We start from the raw sequence: 21,039 nt of genomic DNA, 5'->3' as shown, positions 1-21,039 counted from the left end.
AGTATTCCCGTCAGTGCGCCAGTATGTTAGAAATACACACAAACACAAACAATGAGGTACATCGATTCCGTGGTACGGTAGCCCGTGCCACGGAATTTCAATCTGCACACAATCCAATGGCCTGAGAGTGTTTACCACTCTCGGGCTATGTAATGTAAGGAGCACATATGAGAACAACAGTATGGCTGGTGGGAATGTTGGCAGCAGGGATGCTCATTGTCGGTTGCAGCGACCACAGCATAGACAATGCACCTGCTCTCAAGTTTATGCAGGGAGTTCAAGCCGGTGATAAAAATAAAATGTACGAGGCGACAAACCTGACAACGGATATTGTGAAAGACAGCAGAGAAAAGATCATCCATCCCAGGAAATTCAATCTGACTGACCAGCAACGCAAGGATGCCGAGCATGTATTGACAATCTCGGGAGAAATCGACTTTTTCAGCGTCAAAATGAAGCAGCTGTTACCGGCATCGGCCAGTTTCCTGATTTCGAAAACCAAAGCCAAAGGGTCTGTAGAAGATGCAAAAAATGCCGACCATTCTGTCAAGATAGCATATGGCAATAAAGCAGAAGCGCAGATCGACAAGACAGGTCGGCCGGTCAGGGAAATCATCATTCATTTGCAACAGGCGACACGGATGATCAATGGCCTGATGGTACATGAATTCTCGTTCAACAGTGAGGATGCTGAAAAAATAGCCGACAGGAATTTTGAAGTGAAGTCATACTTTTAATGCTGCACATCATCCAGCGGGATGGGATGACGTTATCTGTTAGTTGAATCCCTGCGTGTGCGATGCCCGGCTGAGATCATGCTGCGTCCTTAATAGTACCCTGAGGGCATCCAGGGAAAGGGGGCGGTGGAAATAATACCCCTGAATCTCACTGCAGCCGCGTTCCTGCAGAAACACCAACTGTTCAAGCGTCTCAACTCCTTCAGCAATATTCCGGATGCCGAGTTTTTTTGACATGGTAATGATGGCTTCAACGATCGCCTGATCCTGGATATTCGAGCTGACATCAGTGACAAAAGACCGGTCGATCTTGATGTGATCGATGGGCAGGGTCTTTATGTAGCTCAATGATGAGTAACCGGTGCCGAAATCGTCAATAGCAATGGTGACCCCCCAGTCTCTCATCCCGAAAACATCAGAAATACTTTTATCAATGTTTGTGACCAGGCAGCTTTCGGTAAGCTCTATCTCGAGCTGTGCAGCATTGGCGCCGGTTTCCCGCAGAATGCTGCTGACTATCTCTGGAAAGTTCTGCTGATCTATCTGACGGCTGGATACATTGACGCAATAACGGATAGCCGGGAGACCTTCATCACTCAAGGATCTCATGGTGCGGCAGACAGTGCGCAGCACCCATTCACCCAAGGGAAGAATCAGTCCCGTTTCCTCAGCCAGGGAAATGAACTCGTTTGGCGGAATCCTCCCGCGGGTGGGGTGATTCCAGCGGACCAGTGCTTCTGCTGCTGTTATGGCCTGGGTATCCGGATCAATAATCGGCTGGAATTCGAGAAAGAACTCTTCCCGCTCCAGTGCATGGCGCAGGCCGGTCTCGTTTTCCATGCGCATGAGCGCTTTTTGATTCATGAGCGGTGAAAAGAAATTATACGCGTTGCGGCCCGCTTCCTTGGAGTAATACATCGCCATATCGGCGTGCTTGATGAGCGTTTCGGCGTTGATGCCGTCGTCCGGATACAGTGCGATTCCGATGCTTGCAGAAATATGCAGTTCATTTCCCTGGATGTTGAAAGGGGCTTGAAGTGATTCGATCAGTTTTTGGGCAACGTAGGTAGCGTTCAATTGTTCACCAAGTCGTGAAATTACGACAACGAATTCGTCTCCTCCCAGGCGGGCCAGTGTGTCGCTGGTGCGGATTTGTAGGCTCAGGCGCTGGGAGGACTCGATCAGCAGTTGATCACCAATGGAATGCCCCAAGGTGTCATTGATGTATTTGAAGTGGTCCAGGTCGAGGAACAGCACCGCCATGCAGGTTTTTTCGCGGACTGCCAGGGCAATAGCCTGTTTGATGCGGTCATAAAAGAGGGCCCGGTTGGGAAGACCGGTCAGGGCGTCAAAATAGGCCATCTTTTGAATCTGCTGTTCAGAATTTCTTCTTTGGGTAATATCTTCGAACAGGGTTGCGATCAGGCCCTGATTGGGAGAAAAGCTCTGGACGTTGTAGTAATTGCCTGTACCCGGCAGGCACAACTCGAAGGAAATGGGATCGCCTTGATCAAGTACCTTCAGCATCTTTAAGATAAATTCCCGGAAGGTATCCCCAAACAGCTCAAAACTGTTTTGTCCGATCATCCCGACCAGTTTGTCGTTGAACATGGCTATGCAACTGGGGTTGGCATCTATCACGGTGAGTGAAGAGAGCTCCCCGTTTTTGTCAAGATCCACCCGGTGCAGTGCCATTCCCTCTCCCATGGCTTCGTAGAGCGAACGATACCTCTTTTCACTTTCCTCCAGTGTCTCAAATGCTTTTTTAATGGTCTTTAACGGCAGCCCCCGGAAAATGAAAAAAAGGACTGTAGCAGCGATGAGTGAGAAAAATGCAGTTATGGCCGTACGCTGGAGTAACGGCCGCAGTGACCGGGATACTGATATACTGCCAACCACTGCGCCTGCATCGTGAATGTTAAGAGAGTGTGAAGCTACAGGCGCCGGTAAGATGGTGTCGTTTCGGGCAATTTCATTGCCAGCCAGGTCCAGAATCCGTGTTATCTGTGGGATTTCGTCATGAGCCCTGCGTTCCAGCAATTCCGAAAGTCTGACCTGTTCAAAAGACCACATTTTCGGATTGGCTTGTATAATGCCGCTCACTGTGTTGGCTGTGAGCACGGTCTGTGATTCAAGTGTACTTTGCAGGCTTTGGTTGGAAATCAGAAAATAGGCTGTGGGAGTCAATACCACGATCAGCGAGGATATGCCCCAGGCCAGGATAAGGGTCAGGCGCTGGAGAGAGCGGTTTATCTGGGTCATTTGCGTGCCGCAGCTCCAGTGGTCACAAGAACGCCGGTTTTACTCGCGATGGCGCGTCCTTGCGGAGAAAGAAGAAATCTGATTAATTTATGGGCTGCAGGTGGTGTTTTGGGGGTCGTTACGATGCTGATTTCCTTTGAGAGCGGGTATGTGCCGTTGGCCAGTGATTTCGGTGAGGCCGTTACCCCATTCAGCGTCAGTGACGTAACCGGAATCTTTTCGGCAATGATACTGGTCATGCCGGTTGCCCCAATCCCACCGGGTGTTTTCGATACGGCTGTATAGGCCTCGGGGTCGGTGACTGCGACTAACATTCCGGGACGGGATCTGACTGCGTTTATGGCGCCAGACATTCCGGGAGAAAGGGTGCCCAGGATCCTGCTGTCCACATCCTCGTGTGGTCGTACAACCAGTCGGATTGGCTCCCCATTCGGCCATGTGGTGTTTTTGCCGGTGTAGATATCTTCAAGTTCCTTTGTTGTGATATCTGTCTTGCGGACATTTGATTCAGCAATGATGACCAGGGGGGTCAGCCCGTATTTCTCCTGCCTGGCTCCCTTGGCAATCTCCTCCGGTTTGAGTGGTTTGCTGCTCATCACCATGTCCAGGGCACCTGCCAGGAGCGCCTTGACAGCACCAGAACTGCCAAGCGGTTTGTCCATGGTGATGCGTATATCCTTGTTTGTTTTTTGGAAGGCCGCAATCATTGGTTTCATCAAATCAAGAGCGCTGCCGGAACCGTTGATAATAATCGTGTCAGCCGCCAGGCAGAGGCCGGGAATTGCCAGCAGAGAAACAATTGAGAAAAGAATGCACGGTGTGAATGATTTCCTGATCATCATGTCCCCACTCCAGTATCGTTTTTGTTAGATTGAAATCGTAATGGAATTTACATGAAATACCCGAAATAGCAAACAAGTATCAAGCGAGAATGGAATAGAATGCCCCGAGTGGGATGGTGTTGTGTGCAAGTTGTTCAGGGGTGTCGGTTTCAGGCCATGATAATCATTCGTTATGTGTGAAAGACTTTTTTGTTCGTGGCAGGTAACGTCCTCTCGGGATACGTGAGAGAATACATAATACAAAAAGGACTTAACCGATAATGGCTAAGCCCTTGTTTTTATTGGTGCGCCCTGCTGGACTCGAACCAGCGGCCTATAGCTTAGAAGGCTATTGCTCTATCCAGCTGAGCTAAGAGCGCGTAGATACTGTGCCTCAATGGCAACGGGAAAGCACACTAGCATAAATTGCCCTGCTCGGCAACCGTGAATTGCACCAGATGCATGCCGGAAACGTCAACGCCGGGCAATCTGCCCGGCGTTGGTCTGTTATCCTTGCACTGTTTCTTTTCTGATCAGCTCGACGATCTTTTCGTAGAGCTGATCACCATCCTTGGCGGACACCTTCTTTTTATCCACAACCGCCACCGGGTTATCCCGACAGGCACTGCACTGCTTGACGCACTCCTTGATCTTGATGTTCAGATCCGGAAACTCTTCCGTCAGGCGCCGATAGACCTTGCCTTTGCCCTTGTTATGTTCGCAGAAGCGAATTTTCATGTCAGACCGCCAGTATCGTTCCAGGAGGCGCCACGAAGACCCGCGCGGCCATCTCACTGTCGATCATCAGGATGCCATGGCCGTTATTGCCCACCAGCTTCAGTTTGGCAATCAGGTCCCGATCGTTATTCTCCTCTTCGATCTGTTCGGTCACAAACCACTGCAGGAAGATCTGGGTTGCATGGTCCTTTTCCTTGACGGCCAGTTCGCTCAACTCGTTGATGCAGCTTGTGATGAGCTGTTCATGGGCCAGGGTCTTTTCGAACATCTCCAGCAGGGATTTGTAGGAATTGGGTACCGCCTTGCTGGCCTGCAGGGTGATGATGATGCCCTGGTCAACCAGGTAGGTGTAGAATTTTATGAAATGGATCATCTCTTCGCGGTACTGGACAAAAAACCAGTTGGCGGCCCCCTTGAGCCCCTTTTCATTGCAGCATGACGACATGGAAAGGTAGAGATGTGCCGAGTACAGCTCCAGGTTCATATGTGTATTAAGTGCATCTGCCATTTTTTTACTGATCATGGTGGTATGGCCTCCTCTGTAGTAGCGATTAAATCCGTCAGGTTCATTATTGAAGTAATAACCGTTTCAAGTCAAGTGTCGGGATCCTGATTATTCCTGGATTTGGAACGCAGCCACGCCATGCGCTCGACGATGTTCTTCTCGTAGCCATGCCCTTTTGGTTCGTAAAACTTCCGACCGCTCAAGCTGTCCGGCAGGCAGGGCTGGCCCGAGTAGCCTTCGTCGTAGTCATGGGCGTACTGGTAGCCCTTGCCGTAGCCGCTCTCCTTCATCAGCCTGGTGGGGGCATTGCGGATATGCAGCGGCACCGGCAGGGCCCCGCTGTTCCTGACCTCTGCCAGGGCCGCATTGATGCCTGCGTAGGAGGCATTGGACTTGGGCGCCGTGGCCAGGTAGGTGACCGCCTGACCCAGGATGATGCGACCTTCGGGCATGCCGATGACCTGGAAGGCTTGCAGGGCCGCGACCGCCATCTGCAGGGCACGGGGGTCGGCGTTGCCGATATCCTCCGAAGCCAGGATCATCATGCGCCGCAGGATGAAGATCGGATCCTCGCCGGCTTCCAGCATGCGGGCCAGCCAGTACAGGGCCGCATCCGGGTCGCTGCCGCGCATCGACTTGATGAAGGCCGAGATCACATTATAGTGCTCTTCGCCCCCCTTGTCGTAGAGCAGGGCCTTTTTCTGCAGCGCTTCCTGGATGTCCTCAAGCGTTATGGTTTGATGTTCCCCTTGACCCTGAAGTATCGAAGCTGCCACTTCCAGGGTGTTCAGGGCGATACGGGCATCCCCGCCGGACTGTTGTGCCAGAAATGCAAGTGCATCCTCATCGGCGGTCAGGGAAAGTGTTCCCAGGCCGCGCTCCTGATCGCCCAGTGCCTGCTCCAGGATGTTGTGCAGGGTGGCCGGTTCCAGCTGCTGCAGGGTCAGGACCCGGCAGCGTGAGAGCAGGGGGGCGATGACCTCGAAGGAGGGGTTCTCGGTGGTGGCGCCGATGATGGTCACCAGCCCCTTTTCCACGGACGGCAGAAAGGCGTCCTGCTGGGATTTGCTGAAACGATGGATCTCATCGACAAAAAGAATAGTCCGCTGGCCGCGGGCGGCATAACCTTCGGCTTCGCGGAAGATCTCGCGGATCTCCTTGATGCCGGACAGTATGGCCGAGAAAAAGATAAAGTGGGATTTTGTTTCAGCGGCGATGACATGGGCCAGGGTGGTCTTGCCGCAGCCGGGCGGCCCCCAGAAGATCAGGGACGAGAGGCTGTCGGTCTCGATCATGCGGCGCAGGATCCGCCCTTCGCCCAGCAGGTGCTCCTGACCGGTAAACTCGGTCAGGGTGCGGGGGCGCATCCGTTCGGCCAGGGGGGCGTTTTTTGAGGCCTCCTGGCTTTTCAGCCCCCCGGAGGTCTGATCCCAGAGGCCGGGCATGTCTGTCTGGCTGTTGCGGCTCACTGCAGGTCGCGCCGGCTGTGACGGCTGACCTGCTCCGGACTGATGCCCCAGATCTCGCGGGCATATTCGGCGATGGTGCGGTCACTGGAGAACTTGCCCATACCGGCGGTGTTGAGGATCGAGGTGCGGGCCCATTCGAGAGGTTGCTGGTAGAGTTTGTCCACATCTGCCTGACAGTCGATGTAGGCGGCGTAATCCGCCAGCAGCAGATAATTGTCCACCCCCAGCAGGGTATCGACGATCGCATTGAACAGGTGCGGGTCGCCGGGGGAAAAGCTGCCGTTGGCGATCATGTCGATGGCCTGCTTGAGCTCCTGGTTGCGGTAATAGTAGTCCTGGGGACGATAACCGGCGGCCTTGAGGCTGTTGACCTGTTCGGTGGTCATGCCGAAGATGAAGATGTTCTCGCGGCCGACCTCTTCCATGATCTCGATATTGGCGCCGTCCAGGGTGCCGATCGTCAGGGCGCCGTTCAGGGCGTACTTCATGTTGCCGGTGCCGGAGGCCTCGGTGCCGGCGGTGGAGATCTGCTCGGACAGGTCCGAGGCCGGGAAGATCCTCTCGGCCAGGGAAACATTGTAGTTGGGCAGGAAGACCACCTTGAGCAGTTTGTTGACGGCCGGGTCGTTGTTGACAACGGCACTGACGGCATTGATCAGGCGGATGGTCAGTTTGGCCATGTGATAGGAGGGGGCGGCCTTGCCGCTGAAAATGATTGTGCGCGGCGCGATGTTCAGCCCGGGGTTGGCCTTGATGCGATTGTAGCGGGTGATGACGTGCAGCACGTTCAACAGTTGGCGCTTGTATTCATGGATGCGCTTGGTCTGGCAGTCGAACATGGAATCCGGTGACAGCTCGACGCCGATCTGCTTGAAGACATGATCGGCCAGGCGTTGTTTGTTGGCGCGCTTGACCTCGATCCATTGCTGCTGGAATTCACGGTCATCGGCACATTCCCGCAGTTTCCGCAGCTCGTCCAGATCGGTGATCCAGCCCTCTCCGATTTTGGAAGAGATCAGGTCGGAGAGCCAGCGGTTGGCGTGCTTGAGCCAGCGGCGCTGGGTGATGCCGTTGGTCTTGTTGTTGAAGCGTTCCGGCCACAGCTGGTAGAAATCATGGAACAGGTCATCCTTGAGAATCTCGCTGTGCAGCGCCGAAACGCCGTTGATGGAGTGGCTGCCGACAATGGCCAGATGGGCCATGCGGACATGCTTTTCGCCATCCTCGCCCACAATCGACATGCGCCGGGTCTTGGCGTAATCCCCGGGAAAACGCTGGGCAACTTCGCGCAGGAAGTTGTCGTTGATCTGGTAAATGATCAGCAGGTGACGCGGCAGGATGTATTCCATCATGGCCACCGGCCATTTTTCCAGGGCCTCGGGCAGGATGGTGTGGTTGGTATAGGCAAAGGTGCGCGTGGCGATATCCCAGGCTGCATCCCAGGGCATTTTCTTGTCGTCGATCAGGATGCGCATCAGTTCGGGGATGGCCAGGGTAGGGTGGGTGTCATTGAGCTGGATGGCGACCTTTTCCGGCAGAAGACTCAGATCGGTGTGTTTCTTGGCAAAGCGGTAGAAGATATCCTGCACCGTAGCGGAAGACAGGAAGTACTCCTGGCGCAGGCGCAGTTCTTTGCCCTCCAGCATGTGGTCGGCCGGGTAGAGCACCTTGGAGATGTTCTCGGTCTTCATCTTGGATTCGACGGCGCCGATGTAATTGCCGCGGTTGAAGGATTCCAGCTCGAAATCACGGGTTGATTTGGCGCTCCACAGGCGCATGGTGTTGACGGTTTCATTGCCGAAACCGGGAATCGGCACATCATAGGCCAGGGCCATGACATCGTGGGTATCGACCCAGGAATGGCATTTCTCGCCCTGCTCCCCGTTGTATTCCACGCAGTGACCCTGGTACTGGATCTTGTGCAGATGTTCTTGGCGGTCAAACTCCCAGGGATTGCCGTAGCGCAGCCAGTTGTCCGGCACCTCGAACTGGTTGCCGTCCACGATGCGCTGGTAAAACATGCCGTATTCATAGCGGATGCCGTAGCCGTAGGCCGGCAGTGACATGGTGGCCATGGAGTCCAGAAAACAGGCTGCCAGGCGTCCCAGACCGCCATTACCCAGTCCGGCGTCCCACTCGTTTTCCTGCAGTTCCTCGACGTCGATCCCCATCTGCTTGAGGGCCGTTTCCCATTCGTCCATAATCCCCAGGTTGATCAGGCTATTGCCCAGGGTCCTGCCCATCAGAAACTCCATGGAGATATAATAGACCCGTTTGGCGTCGTTGATGTAATAGGACTGCTGGGTATCCAGCCAGCGTTCCACCAGCATGTCCCGCACGGCATAGGCCAGGGCCAGGTACAGGTCGGCCTTGGTGGCGGAGTATTTGTCTTTGACGAGGGTGTACTGAAGGTGGCGCAGGAATGAGCGCTGCAGATCGGCGGCAGTCGGTTTCGATTGGGTGACGGGATTGGCGTCGGCACTCTTCATGTGGTTTCCCCCGATATTAATGTTTGTTCAGGGAGCGAAGTATATAGAGTCCTCGCACATAATGCAAGTGCCGGAGCGTGCTTCACAGCACTGTTTCGCACGGGACTTTGGCGTGCATTTTCGATGGATGGCGTGCTGCTGAAAGCCGGTCTCTTTTCAGTTGCAACATCGTTCTGTTTCGCTACAATAGTGCTCCAAAGTGAGGATTGAGAATGGCACGCGGCAAGCGAGCATGACAACACGTACAATAAAATCCGCCAAGATAACCCGTCCGGTCGTCTCTGGCGCTGTTCAACGGGAGCGCCTATTTACCCTGCTTGACAACTCCTTTGTAAAACCGGTTACCTGGATATGCGCGCCGGGCGGTTCCGGAAAGTCGACGCTTGTCGGCGGTTACCTGGATGCACGCGCTCTTCCCTGCATCTGGTACCATTGTGATGAGGGGGACGCCGACCTGGCCACCTTTTTCTATTACATGGGGCTGGCGGCCAAACGGGCTGCGCCGCGCCAGAAAAATGCGTTACCTCTTCTGACCCCCGAGTATCTGGCCGGCATCCCCACCTTTACCCGACGTTATTTCGAAACCCTTTACAGCCGCCTTCTGCCCCGGACTGCCGGTGCCCAGGCTTCTCCCGCCTCAGTCATTGTGTTTGACAACTTCCAGGATGTACCCGCCGCCAGTCCGTTTCACGACATGATCGCCACCGGATTAGCCAATATCCGGGACGATGTCCGCATCGTGGTGCTGAGCCGCAGCGAACCTCCGCCACAGCTGGCACGTTTGCAGGCCAACCAGTGTCTTGCTTCAATTGGATATGACGATCTACGTTTCACCCTGCCTGAATCCTGCGAACTGGTTTCCAATCGACTGCCGGTACTGGATCGGGAACGCATCCGGCTCATGTATGAAAAAACCCGTGGCTGGGCCGCCGGCATGGTCCTGATGATAGAACGGAAAATGCAGGGGGGGGGAGAGTATGCTCCGGACGTGGACATGGCCGGGGAAAGGATTTTTGATTATTTCGCCAATGAGATCTTCAACGGAACGGAAGACGCGATCCGGGACTTCCTGCTGAAGAGCTCCCTGCTCCCCACGATCAGCGTGCCACAGGCAAAGCAGCTGACCGGATGCGCCGATGCCGGCCGCATTCTGTCCGCCTTGAACAGTCGCCACCTCTTTACTGACCGGCTGTCGGGCAATGACCAGCAGTACCAGTACCATCCCCTGCTGCGGGAATACCTCCTGAACCGCGCGGAAACGGCATTTATCCCGGAGACACTGGCTGCCCTGCGGCATGAGGCCGCGCTGATCCTGGAACAGGCGGGAGAGCTGGACGACGCGGCGCATCTGCACTGTCAATCGGGCAACCCTGAAGGCCTCGCCCGGATGGTGTGCGCGCACGGCCAGTCACTGCTCGTGCAGGGGAGAAGCAGGACCCTGGCCGATTGGCTCGCCTGCATCCCCGCAGAGGTGGTGGAACGTGATCCCTGGCTGCTGTACTGGAACGGCATGTGCGCGTTCCCGATGGATCTGCCCCGCACCAGAACTTTCCTGGAACTGGCCCTGGCAGCATTCCGGGACACGGGTGACCCGACCGGCTGCTACCTGGCCTGGGCCGGCATCGTCGATTCTCATGCCTATGGCGATGAGTGGAAGCCGCTGGACGATTGTCTAACGGATTTCGATGAACTGCAGCGCCGCTTCCCCGCCTTTCCCGCGCCGGAGGTGGAGCTGATCGCCTCTTCCCGGGTCCTGCTGGCGCTGACCATCAGAAAAACCGATCAATCGCATCGGGTAGAGGGATGGTTGCAAAGGGTAACCGACCTGCTGCAGAAGAAGCCATCCCTTGATATCCGGATGGATACGATATTCTTCATGAGCGTCTATCACCTCTGGCGAGGCGAGTACGACAAGAATGCCGTATTGCTGGAGCGGTCCGCTCTGGAGGTCAGACATCGTCAGCCATCACCCTTTGCCGTTATCCGCATCAAGCTGATGCAGGGAATTCAGTTATGGATCACCGCCCGCTACCAGGAGGCCAGGCAGACCCTCAGGGAAGGGCTGGATGTTTCGGCGCAGAGCGGAGTCCACCTGTACGATTCACTGCTCTGGAGTTTCAAGACGGCGGCGGATCTGGCATCCGGCAATCTGACAGATGGGGAGAACTCTTTGCAGCAGCAACTGCGCTCCATGTTCGGGATGGAGAGTGCCCTCAACCTCTTCTTTTATCATGTCAACGCCGCCTGGTTGGCGCTGCTGAGCGACAGCCCTGCCCGCGCCGCCGAACATCTGGAGGCTGTTGCCAGCCGGACCGAAAGCATGGGAACCCCCTACTATCGCGCCTTGTGGCAGATCGGTATGGCGCAAGCCGCTTTTCAGCTGGGGAGGGCCGCTGAGGCGGAAGAACTGGTGCGAACGGCCCTTCGCATCGCCCTGGCCATGAAAAGCCAGGTCATGGAGTGGTATGCGCTCCTGGTCGAATCATGGATACTGCTGCAGCAGGGGCAGCGCACCGAAGGCCTGCTGTCACTGCACCGTGCCATGATGCTGGGCAGGCGGCACGGTTATGTTCACCTGGAATTCTACCAGCCGGCGGTCATGCGCTTCCTGTGCGCCACGGCGCTGGCAGAACGCATCGAGCCGGAGTATGTGAAGGGGCTGGTGCGGAAACTTGGGCTGACCCCGCCGCAGCGTAGCTCCGGCAAGGATTGCCTTGAAGATTGGCCTTTCCCGATAAAGATCCATACCCTCGGCCGGTTCGAAATCTTCAGGGATGACGAGCCGCTGCACTTCTCCGGCAAGGAACAGAAAAAGCCGCTGGAACTCCTCAAGGCGCTGATCGCCTTTGGCGGCCGGGACATCCCGCGAGAGCGGCTGACCGATGCGCTCTGGCCTGATGCCGACGGCGACCTGGCCCTCAAGTCATTGGAGATGGCCATCAGCCGCCTGCGTAAATTGCTCGGCCGGGATGATATCATCCTCTGCCAGAACCGACACTTCTCCATCAATTCCCTTCTCTGCTGGGTGGACAGTCTGGCGCTGGAACAGCTGTTTGCAGCAATGCGGGATGCAACCGTTGAACAGGTCCCGGCGCTGGGAACAAAAGTCCTTGGCCTGTACAAAGGTTCGTTTCTCACCGCAGATACAGTTCTGTCCTGGGTCGTGGCATGCCGCGAGACACTGAAGAACCGGTTGCTTCGTATCTTACTCACGATGGGTCGCCATCACGAGTTCAGCGAAGCATGGGAGCCGGCCGCCGATTGTTACGGCCGTGGGATCGAGATCGACCCTCTGGCCGAGGAACTGTACCGACGTCTGATGATTTGTCAGCGCCAGCTCGGCAACCACGCCGATCTGGTCAGAACCTACCAGCGCTGCCGAAGCCTGCTCCATTCCGAACTTGGTATTGCTCCCTCGCCGGAAACCACCGCCGTATATTCCGCCATTGTCCAGTAACAACTCCTGAACTCCTCTCTCCTCGACACTAAACTGACTCAGTAGCTCAATACAATTCCGGAATGTTTTTCAATCTGTGGGTTATCTGTGGGTAACCTAATGCTAGACTTTTTTCACTATGACCGAACTTTCGACAGCACAAAGTTACATCGTTCGGGTCTACCGGACCGATCCGGAGGACCCGAGGAAGCTTACCGGCCTGGTGGAGGCGTTGGACGGTAGCGGGGAACGGACGCCGTTTACCGACAGCGACGAGCTGGCAGTGGTGTTAAACCGTGGTGCGGGCAAGCGGGGCAGGCGGAGAAATAACAAAACTAGGAAGTGTTTATAACTATCCCTGAGCGGCTGAAGATTAGGCCGTAGACAGCTACCGCAATGACCATGTCAGGAACATCAAGCGATTGAGAGCGCGTCCCGTTGATAAGCGTACCCTCACGACTGGGATGGCATTGCGGTGTACTTCAGTAATGTTGTCTGCACGGTGGCGGATCCTGGCGCGCAGATACGCGGGAGCAGCGTTGGTGGTCGTCTTTAATGCAGCCGACACAAATGGTGGTATATTTCTTCAGTTCAGGTTTAGTCGTCGCTTTGCCGCTATACGATTCGGCCGTTTACGATATATGGGAGGGGCAATAGGATGAATTGTGTGAAAACAGTATGTTGGAAACTGTTATTCGGGTGCGAAGATGGGGGAAAGGGAGGAAATAAGGCGGCATTATCCACATACTGGTTTAGACCGTACATTCTGTGCATTTGCCTGATAATGCTGACAGTATTCTGCATGAGTGGGCCGTCTTCGGCCGCCTACATCGACCCGGTTAGTTCTCCTAAGATATCCGGTTTGAACGGGAGCGGCGTGCAGCAGATCGTCGGTTTGAGCAACGGCAACATCGCCATGCTCCGGAACGTCTGGACGGCCACGCCATCGGTAAAAGTAGTCGACACCAGTGGTAACCAGGTATACGAGACTGGTATTGGTACTGTATTGGGCACTCGGAACAACGGTAATTTTACGTATATAAATATGTACGCCATTGCCAATGGCGAAGTCGTCGTTGTTGTTAATGGCAATGAAAACGGTTGCGTGGTTGCCGACTCCACCCGTCTCTCCTTCCTGCGCCTGAGTGCCACAGGTACGATTGCCACCACACTGACCCCCGTAAGTTCCGGCAACAGCTGCGGATCAATGGTCGAGCTTTCCAACGGCAATCTGGCGTTCAGCTACAGCTCTGCTGACAGCAATTTCTCCAGTTTATTGCGCATCATGCAGCCGGGCGGCACCGCCGTCACCAGTGAGAGCTCGATCCAGAAGACCGGTTCCGGCAGCTGCATTACGGGGGATGCAACCAATGACGGCGCCACTCTGAGTGCCAACCATAACGGCAACTTCATGGCCGCATATAGTTGCAACAACAATGCGAATCTGTACGGTGTCCTGTATACCAACGCTGGAACACAGGTTACGGTTGGCTCGTCCCAGCATTTTCCCATCGGGACCTACGACAATGTAAATTTTTCCATGGCCTTACCAACAGTCTTGGGGCTGACCGACAACAATTTTATGGTTGCCTATAGGGATGCAGCCGGCACCTATCAATTCAAGAAGGTTACCCCAACGGGGACAGTGACGGCCGCAGGCTCATACAGCGATTCAAGCTCCGTATCCTGGCCGAGCTTCAGGTCACTCGGCGATGGCGGCTTCGTCGCTTTTGATAACAGTACTAGCAGCGACGCGACCAACACCTACACCACCGCTTACGGGGTCCGCTACGACAATAGCGGGGTAGTGGCTCAAAGCGCGACAAACCTGGACAACGCCTACTGGAATTGGTGCATCACGGATGACAATGACCCGAACTGGACTTGCGCCACCTATCAACCGGGCTATATCCCGATGGAGACGGTCACCGGATATTCCAAAGGAATCCTGTTTATCAACGGCCGTACCGGTGATCTCTGGCTGCACAGCTTTACTGTGGTCAACACTGCCCCGACTTTGACTCATAATACCGGTGCCACTCTGGCCCAGACCGCCGGCCAGACTACCATCACCACGGCCCAGACCGCCGGCCAGACTACCATCACCACTGCCATGTTGCAGGCGACCGACGCGGAACAGGCGGCCATTGCACTGACGTACACGATTGGTACGGCACCAACCAAAGGTACGTTAAAAAACAATGGTGCTGTCTTGAGTGCTGCCAGCACCTTTACCCAGGACGATGTCGATAACAATCGCATCAGCTATACCCCATCCGTCTCTCAGATCGGTGCTGACAGCTTTACCTTCACCGTGAGCGACGGGGCAGGGGGGAGCATCGCCAGCACTGCATTCTCCATCACCATCACCGACAGCGTGGCCCCCAGGGTCACCTCGATCAATCGCAGCACCCCGGCAGGCGCCGTTACCAACGCCGACAGCCTGGTGTTCCTGATAACCTTCAGCGAAGTGGTCAGCAACCTGAGCACCGATGACTTCTCCGTCTCCGGCACCACCGCCATGGTTACCGACGTCACTTCATTCATAGGCTCCGGAGTAACTTCAGCGGAACACACCGTCAGCTATGTCACTGTCTCCGGCGGCAACCTGGCAGGTCTCAACGGCACCGTCACCCTCGGCTTTTCCGGCAGTCAGAACATCACCGACAGTGCGGGTAACCCCCTTGCCAACACGACCCCTACAGGGACCAACGACAACATCTACACTCTTGACAACACTGCGCCCACGGCGGCCATAAGCTATACCCCTGCCGGCCCTTATATGAAGGGTTATGCGGTCACCATCACCGCCACTTTCAGCAAGGCGATCGCCGACAGCCCGGTCATGCAGATTGCCGTCAGCGCCATAACCGGCGGCAGTGCGCTTCCTGCCACCAACATGACCAAAGTTTCGGCCACCCAATACAGCTACACCTACCTGGTAGGGGGCGGCAACGGCAGCGCCTCGGTGACCCTCTCGGCAGGCAGGGACCTGGCGGGCAACCTGATCACCGCCACCCCCACCAGTGGCGGCAGTTTCACTGTCAACAAGAGCTACAGCACTGTTACCCTTAACAGCAGCATCAATCCGTCCCTGGCAGGCGCCCCGGTTACCTTTAGCGCTATCGTCACCAGCGGCATCATCGTCACCAGCGGCACGGTGGATTTCAAGGATAATGGTGCCCTCATCGACGGTTGCTTGGCAGTTGCTATCAGCGGCGATACCGCCGTCTGCACCACCTCGGCACTGACCCAGGGGAGCCATTTCATCACAGCGGAATATGGCGGCGACAACACCTACAATCCTTCCACCTCACAGGCTCTTTCCCAAACGGTCAACCCACCGCCGACCCATACCGTCACCGGCAGCGTCACGCTCGGTCAGGGAGGAACCATCAACTGTACTCCCACTCCGGTTACGTCCGGTGCACCCTCGGTCTGCACGCTTACCCTCAACACCGGCTGGTATGTTGCCGGTCTGATGGACAACGGCGGTGATGTGACCACTCTGATAGACGGCAACAACCGGTACACCATACCTGCTGTTGCATCGGACCATACGGTTGTAGCCACGTATCAGGAGTATCTGGTGCGGCGGCAGAGCGGGGCTGCCACCAGTTACTATACCCATCTCCAGGATGCCTTCGACGCGGCGCTGAACATCGACACCATCCTGCTGCAGAATATCTTCTATCCCGGGTGCGTAACCTTTGACCGGCCGGGGGCATCGGTGCTGCTGGAAGGTGGGTATTTATCCGGCTTCGGGAGCATTTCCGGTTATACGATGCTGAACGGCAAGGTAGCTGTCAAGAGTGGCAAGATGGTTGTGAAGGGGATCAAGGTCAAATAAACGTGCATCGCCCGGACGGTCCTCGATATCTGCCTCGATGTGCTGACACTGGCGCACGAAGAGCCGCGGGGCTGGCTGTCGTAGCACGATACGCTCAAGACGTGGCAGGAAGATAACGAGCTGATCCTGTAGGCAGTTGAGACGCGACCCCATTAATTAAGTACGAATAGACAACGGCACACAGCAGCCGTTTACTGCCGTTAACCATACGCATTCAATACGCTGCACCCTTGCCAGGAGGCGCTCTATGTTAACATCCTTTTCATTATGGATACATCCCCGTCTGTTCGTATCGTGCGTGACTTTACTGTTGACGTTCATCACCTCCTCTGCCCTGGCGATAACGGACAACTACACTGCCAATCCCGGTGCGCCTCTGAGTGACCCATTCACCAGCGGTATGGCTACTCTCGGGCCTAATCCGGGCACGTACGGTTCGTTCGTCTACACCTACCGGAACTTGGCTAGAACTCCTGTCAGCGATGTCTACTGGTGGAATTCCGGCGGAGTTGCGGATTCCGCAAATCTCTCCACCGATTCTCAAGGCTCCCTTACCGGTCGCGAGTTGGACATTACGAGAAACGGGGGGGGCACTTTCACCTTCAAAGGGATAAGCGTATGCAGCTTTACCCAAGCGACTAATGTCACTTATCGAGGGTATGACGGGGTGGGCACCATAATATTTGATAGTGGCAGTCAACCCGTAAGCGTATGCACCGGGGCGGGGATGACCTGGACCCCCTACGTACCCGGTACCTCATGGGCCGGTATTACCGAGTTGCGCATCGCTTCAACCACGGACACAGTCTTTGACCCCATATGGGATGATTTCCAGTATTATCTTTTGCCTGCGCCTAACGTTACCTCAATCTCTCCAACCAGCGGGGCAACGGTCGGTAGCACCAGTGTCACCATTACCGGGACCGGATTTGTAAACGGAGCAACAGTGACCATCGGCGGAGCAGCAGCGACCGGCGTGACCTGGAACAGTGCGACGTTAATCACCGCTATCACCCCGGCAGGGACGGCAGGGGCAAAGAATGTGGTTGTGACCAATCCGGATACGCAAACCGGGACGCTGGCTGGCGGGTATACCTATACAAACAACACCGCCCCGACCTTTGTCGGAGTCACCACCACCCTTATAGTCAACCAGAATTCAACTTCCAACAATATAACAAGTTTGCTGCATGTCAGCGACCCCGATGCCAGCCAGACCGAGACCTGGACGGTAACAAGTGCACCAAACCACGGCTCGCTGAGCGGCTTTCCGGCCACGGCCTCTTCCGGCAGCGCCGACATACCCCCCGGCGGCACCATAACCTACACGCCCACCGGTGGCTATAGCGGCAGTGACAGCTTCACCGTGCAGGTCAGCGATGGCACGGCCACAGCCACCCGGACGATTACGGTAACGGTAAATCCATTGGTCTGTAGCCCAAGCTGCGTTCACGGCGCATGCACCAGCCCGAATGTGTGCACCTGTGCACCGGGATTTTCAGGCGCTGCCTGCGACACACCGGTCTGCTTCGGTGTCTCCGCTACAGATCCGTCTGTCTGTGGCAGTCATGGCACATGCGCCGGTCCGGATACCTGCATCTGTGCTACTGGCTACTCCGGCGTACAGTGCACAACATTTTCCTGCAATGGTGTCTCCGCAACAGATCCGTCTGTCTGCGGCGGCCACGGGACATGCGCCGGTCCGGATACCTGCATCTGTGCTACCGGCTACTCCGGCGTACAATGCACAACATTTTCCTGCAATGGTGTCTCCGCAACAGATCCGTCTGTCTGCGACGGTCACGGGACATGCGCCGGTCCGGATACCTGCTTATGTGCTACCGGCTATTCCGGCGTACAGTGCACAACATTTTTCTGCAATGGTGTCTCCACTACAGATCCGTCCGTCTGCAGCGCTCACGGGATCTGCTCGTCACCGGATACCTGCCTCTGCAATTCCGGTTTTAGCGGCAGCCAATGCGCCAATGTGCAGCTGACAGTAGGCATCAGCGGCAGCGGCTCCGTCACCAGCTCCAATGGCACTGCCAGCTATACCTGCAGTAGCGCCTCCTGTACGGATGCCATATTCGATGTCGGCGACACCGTCAGTCTGACCGCTGCCGCCGACCCGCACTCGACCTTTACAGCCTGGACAGGCGCTATCAACGGTAATCTCAATCCATACACCAGTCTTCTCATGGACGGCAGCAAGTCGGTCGCTGCCAGCTTCACGCCGGATCCGACGGTAATGGTGACCGGACTACAGACACCCTATTACTCCATCGGAGCCGCACTAAATGCGGCGCCAGCCCCTGAATATCCGGTGCTCGACACGGAGATCCTGGCCCAGACCGGCCTCTTCACCGAAACCGCCACCATGACCAACAGCAACAGCCTGAGACTGCGCGGCGGCTTCACTACCCCGGACTTCAGCGACACGGACCGGACCGGCTACAGCACCATCAACGGCTGGCTCAAGATCCAGGCCGGGCGGCTGACGGTGGAGCGTTTAAGGATCAAGCAATAGATTTGTCTTGCTGGTTATCTGCGATAAACTCTCAGATATTTTTAACGGAGCGTGGCTGTCATGAACCAACCTGTAAGCACTTCCGAACACGCCGCAGTACTGGCTGATGCAGTCGGCGTGACAATGTACAGCTCAGACCTGTATATGCCCCGCTACCATGACGGTCAGATCGGCCGCTGGAAGTTGACTCGTACCGGTTTCTGCCTGGATCGTGGCTACCATAGCGGCTTGTGGGGGGTGCAGGGGATGCCGGTGCTGATGCGTGACAGCCGCGGTGACGGAGAAAAATGGGAAACCTGGATGTCCCTTTCTCCCCACGAGATTGAAAGCCAGGAGCTGGGATGCCGCAACGCCTTTGGCAACACGGTGGTGATGGGGCTCGGCATGGGTTGGGTGGCGGTCAATTGTGCCCTGAATTCTAAAGTACAGAAAGTAACCATTATTGAGCGCGACCCGGAAGTGATCGAGCTGTTCCTTGTATCGGGGGCTCTGGACGGGCTGGAGGCTGATATCACAGCAAAGGTCCGCATTATTCAGAACGATGCGCTTACCTGGCTGCCGGATGAACCTGTTGATTTCCTCTATGCCGATATTTGGCGCTGTCTGGAAGAACCGCACACCCTGGCGGACGTGCGCTGCATGCAGGCACATGTGCAGGCCGACTGCATCTATTTCTGGGGCCAGGAACTACTGATTCACGCACTGGCGGCACAAGGGGTCGGGGCGTGCAGCGGCAGTGATTGGGGTGAGAGTGTGCGAGACTGTATAGAAAAAACCATTGCCTTGCCGCTTCTGCTGCCCGAAGAGTTCGATTATCCGGGAAGAATCGCGGCGGTTGCCCGGCTACGGAGCGCGAGTCGCAATGCTGCGCAACTTGATGGGTAACAACAGCTGAAGTCCATTTTTTATACGCGCTGAATTGATCTGAACAGGAGGTTATGGTGAACAAGCGATACCATGAAATGGAAATGAGCCGGAGAAAATTTCTTGCGACAGTTGGTCTGGTTGCGGGGGGGGGTAGCGACATTCCCTTTGCAGGCCCATGCCGCAAAATTCTTGTCCCGGAATCCAGCTATAACAGTGGGGGTTCTTTCCCCCCGCTCGGCTCTGGCGCCTCGCATGGGGGAAAACTTTGTCGCCGGCATGCAGCTGCAGTTCGCAGAGGCAGGCTGGACCAGGGTCAACCTGCTGACAGCGGATGCCGGGCGCTCTCCCGGTCGAGCCCTGACCGGGGCTGCAGAGCTGCTCTCGGGGCAACGCGTGGATATTCTGGCCGGGTTCCTCAATCCGCTCAGCCAGCCCCGACTGCTGGAAAGCCTGAAAAAGAGCGGCACACCGTTCATCAATCTGGAAGGCGGTGCCAATATCCCGACTGCGAATGAGGAGCATCCGCTGATCAGCCACAACTCCTGGGGCTATTGGCAGGCCAGCCGGGCCATGGGGGAATGGGCCGCCGAACATTTGGGGAAGCGGGCCTTCATCGCGTGCTCCAGCTATGAAAGCGGTTACGATTCAACCCATGCCTTCCGGGCCGGGTTCGAGGCCGCGGGAGGGGAGATCGTTCGTAGTGGTACCCTCCACATTGCCGACAGTAAAAGTGAACTGGACGCCCTGATGGCAACTATCCGTGAGTGTAAGCCGGATCTGGTCTACGCAATGTACAGCGGCCAGTCTGCCGTTGAGTTTGTCAGGTCTTATGCCGAAGCCGGACTGGCCGGGGTGCTGCCGCTCGCTGCGGCGCCATTCATGGTGGATGAGGCGCTGCTGCCTGCCATGGGCTCAGCGGCCCTCGGCATCAGGAGCTGCCTCACCTGGGCGCCCGGTCTGGCAACCCCGGAGAATATCGCTTTCCGCACGGCCTATGCCAGCGCCATCGGCAGAGAAGCCGACCTGTTTGCCGTGCTGGGGTATGAAACCGCCACAATCATCACCACAAGGTTCAGCGGTTCCGGGCAAGGTCTGGCGCGTGCCCTGCGCAGCGCCAGATTCATTGGACCCAGGGGTGAGTTGTCCATGAACCATGGAACCGGCTATGCCGATGCCCCCTTGTATCTCAGGGAGGTTCGTGCCGGGAGAAATGTCGTGCTGAAAAAGTTGCCGAATCTCTCTGCATGGCCAAAACTTCCGGACCGCTCCATGGATTGTGCAAAAAGTGGTTGGAGCAACGCCTATCTCTGCGTTTGATTATTTAAAGTAACAAGTTGA

At 56.1% G+C, this 21,039-nt stretch carries 12 protein-coding genes and 1 tRNA gene; 6 read left to right on the top strand and 7 right to left on the bottom strand.

What is annotated here, in order from left to right:
• Window positions 1–167: 167 nt before the first annotated feature.
• The gene (locus ACOCF6_RS23905) at window positions 168–737 is read left to right on the top strand and encodes a hypothetical protein (RefSeq protein ID WP_482463027.1); all 570 of its coding nucleotides are present in this window, start codon (window positions 168–170) and stop codon (window positions 735–737) included.
• Window positions 738–776: 39 nt separating this feature from the next.
• On the opposite strand, the gene ACOCF6_RS23900 is transcribed toward ACOCF6_RS23905, so the two are convergent.
• The 7 genes from ACOCF6_RS23900 to ACOCF6_RS23870 all read right to left on the bottom strand — a co-directional run bounded on the left by ACOCF6_RS23900 (window position 777) and on the right by ACOCF6_RS23870 (window position 9,021).
• Window positions 777–2,999, bottom strand: a complete 2,223-nt coding sequence (locus ACOCF6_RS23900; RefSeq protein WP_482463025.1) for a putative bifunctional diguanylate cyclase/phosphodiesterase — start codon at window positions 2,997–2,999, stop codon at window positions 777–779.
• Window positions 2,996–3,841 carry a PstS family phosphate ABC transporter substrate-binding protein gene (locus ACOCF6_RS23895; RefSeq protein ID WP_482463023.1) on the bottom strand — a complete coding sequence of 282 codons (846 nt, stop codon included), beginning with the start codon at window positions 3,839–3,841 and terminating at the stop codon, window positions 2,996–2,998. Before ACOCF6_RS23895 ends, ACOCF6_RS23900 begins: the two co-directional genes overlap by 4 nt.
• A 282-nt stretch (window positions 3,842–4,123) precedes the next feature.
• Window positions 4,124–4,200, bottom strand: a tRNA-Arg gene (locus ACOCF6_RS23890).
• 127 nt (window positions 4,201–4,327) lie between these two features.
• Window positions 4,328–4,558: a DUF1450 domain-containing protein gene (locus tag ACOCF6_RS23885; RefSeq protein ID WP_482463021.1), complete on the bottom strand. Its 231-nt coding sequence runs from the start codon at window positions 4,556–4,558 to the stop codon at window positions 4,328–4,330.
• Window position 4,559: 1 nt separating this feature from the next.
• Complete coding sequence (locus ACOCF6_RS23880) at window positions 4,560–5,081, bottom strand: ferritin (protein WP_482463019.1); 522 nt, start codon at window positions 5,079–5,081, stop codon at window positions 4,560–4,562.
• A 71-nt stretch (window positions 5,082–5,152) separates the two neighbouring features.
• Window positions 5,153–6,508 carry a replication-associated recombination protein A gene (locus tag ACOCF6_RS23875; protein ID WP_482463438.1) on the bottom strand — a complete coding sequence of 452 codons (1,356 nt, stop codon included), beginning with the start codon at window positions 6,506–6,508 and terminating at the stop codon, window positions 5,153–5,155.
• 20 nt (window positions 6,509–6,528) lie between these two features.
• Window positions 6,529–9,021 carry a glycogen/starch/alpha-glucan phosphorylase gene (locus tag ACOCF6_RS23870; protein ID WP_482463017.1) on the bottom strand — a complete coding sequence of 831 codons (2,493 nt, stop codon included), beginning with the start codon at window positions 9,019–9,021 and terminating at the stop codon, window positions 6,529–6,531.
• Between the two features lie 232 nt (window positions 9,022–9,253).
• Between ACOCF6_RS23870 and ACOCF6_RS23865 the strand changes: the two genes are divergently transcribed.
• The 5 genes from ACOCF6_RS23865 (at window position 9,254) to ACOCF6_RS23845 (ending at window position 21,018) form a co-directional block, all read left to right on the top strand.
• The gene (locus ACOCF6_RS23865; RefSeq protein WP_482463015.1) at window positions 9,254–12,478 is read left to right on the top strand and encodes an AfsR/SARP family transcriptional regulator; all 3,225 of its coding nucleotides are present in this window, start codon (window positions 9,254–9,256) and stop codon (window positions 12,476–12,478) included.
• Window positions 12,479–13,259: 781 nt separating this feature from the next.
• Window positions 13,260–16,307: an Ig-like domain repeat protein gene (locus ACOCF6_RS23860; protein WP_482463013.1), complete on the top strand. Its 3,048-nt coding sequence runs from the start codon at window positions 13,260–13,262 to the stop codon at window positions 16,305–16,307.
• A 247-nt stretch (window positions 16,308–16,554) separates the two neighbouring features.
• The gene (locus ACOCF6_RS23855; protein ID WP_482463011.1) at window positions 16,555–18,834 is read left to right on the top strand and encodes an IPT/TIG domain-containing protein; all 2,280 of its coding nucleotides are present in this window, start codon (window positions 16,555–16,557) and stop codon (window positions 18,832–18,834) included.
• A gap of 60 nt (window positions 18,835–18,894) precedes the next feature.
• Complete coding sequence (locus tag ACOCF6_RS23850; RefSeq protein WP_482463009.1) at window positions 18,895–19,719, top strand: hypothetical protein; 825 nt, start codon at window positions 18,895–18,897, stop codon at window positions 19,717–19,719.
• Between the two features lie 102 nt (window positions 19,720–19,821).
• On the top strand, window positions 19,822–21,018 hold the full coding sequence (locus tag ACOCF6_RS23845; protein WP_482463007.1) for an ABC transporter substrate-binding protein: 1,197 nt from the start codon (window positions 19,822–19,824) through the stop codon (window positions 21,016–21,018).
• The last annotated feature ends 21 nt before the right edge of the window (window positions 21,019–21,039 follow it).

This window comes from Geobacter psychrophilus (assembly GCF_056821595.1).
The sequence above is the reverse complement of the archived record's forward strand: the minus strand, read 5'-3'. Positions and strand labels throughout refer to the sequence as shown.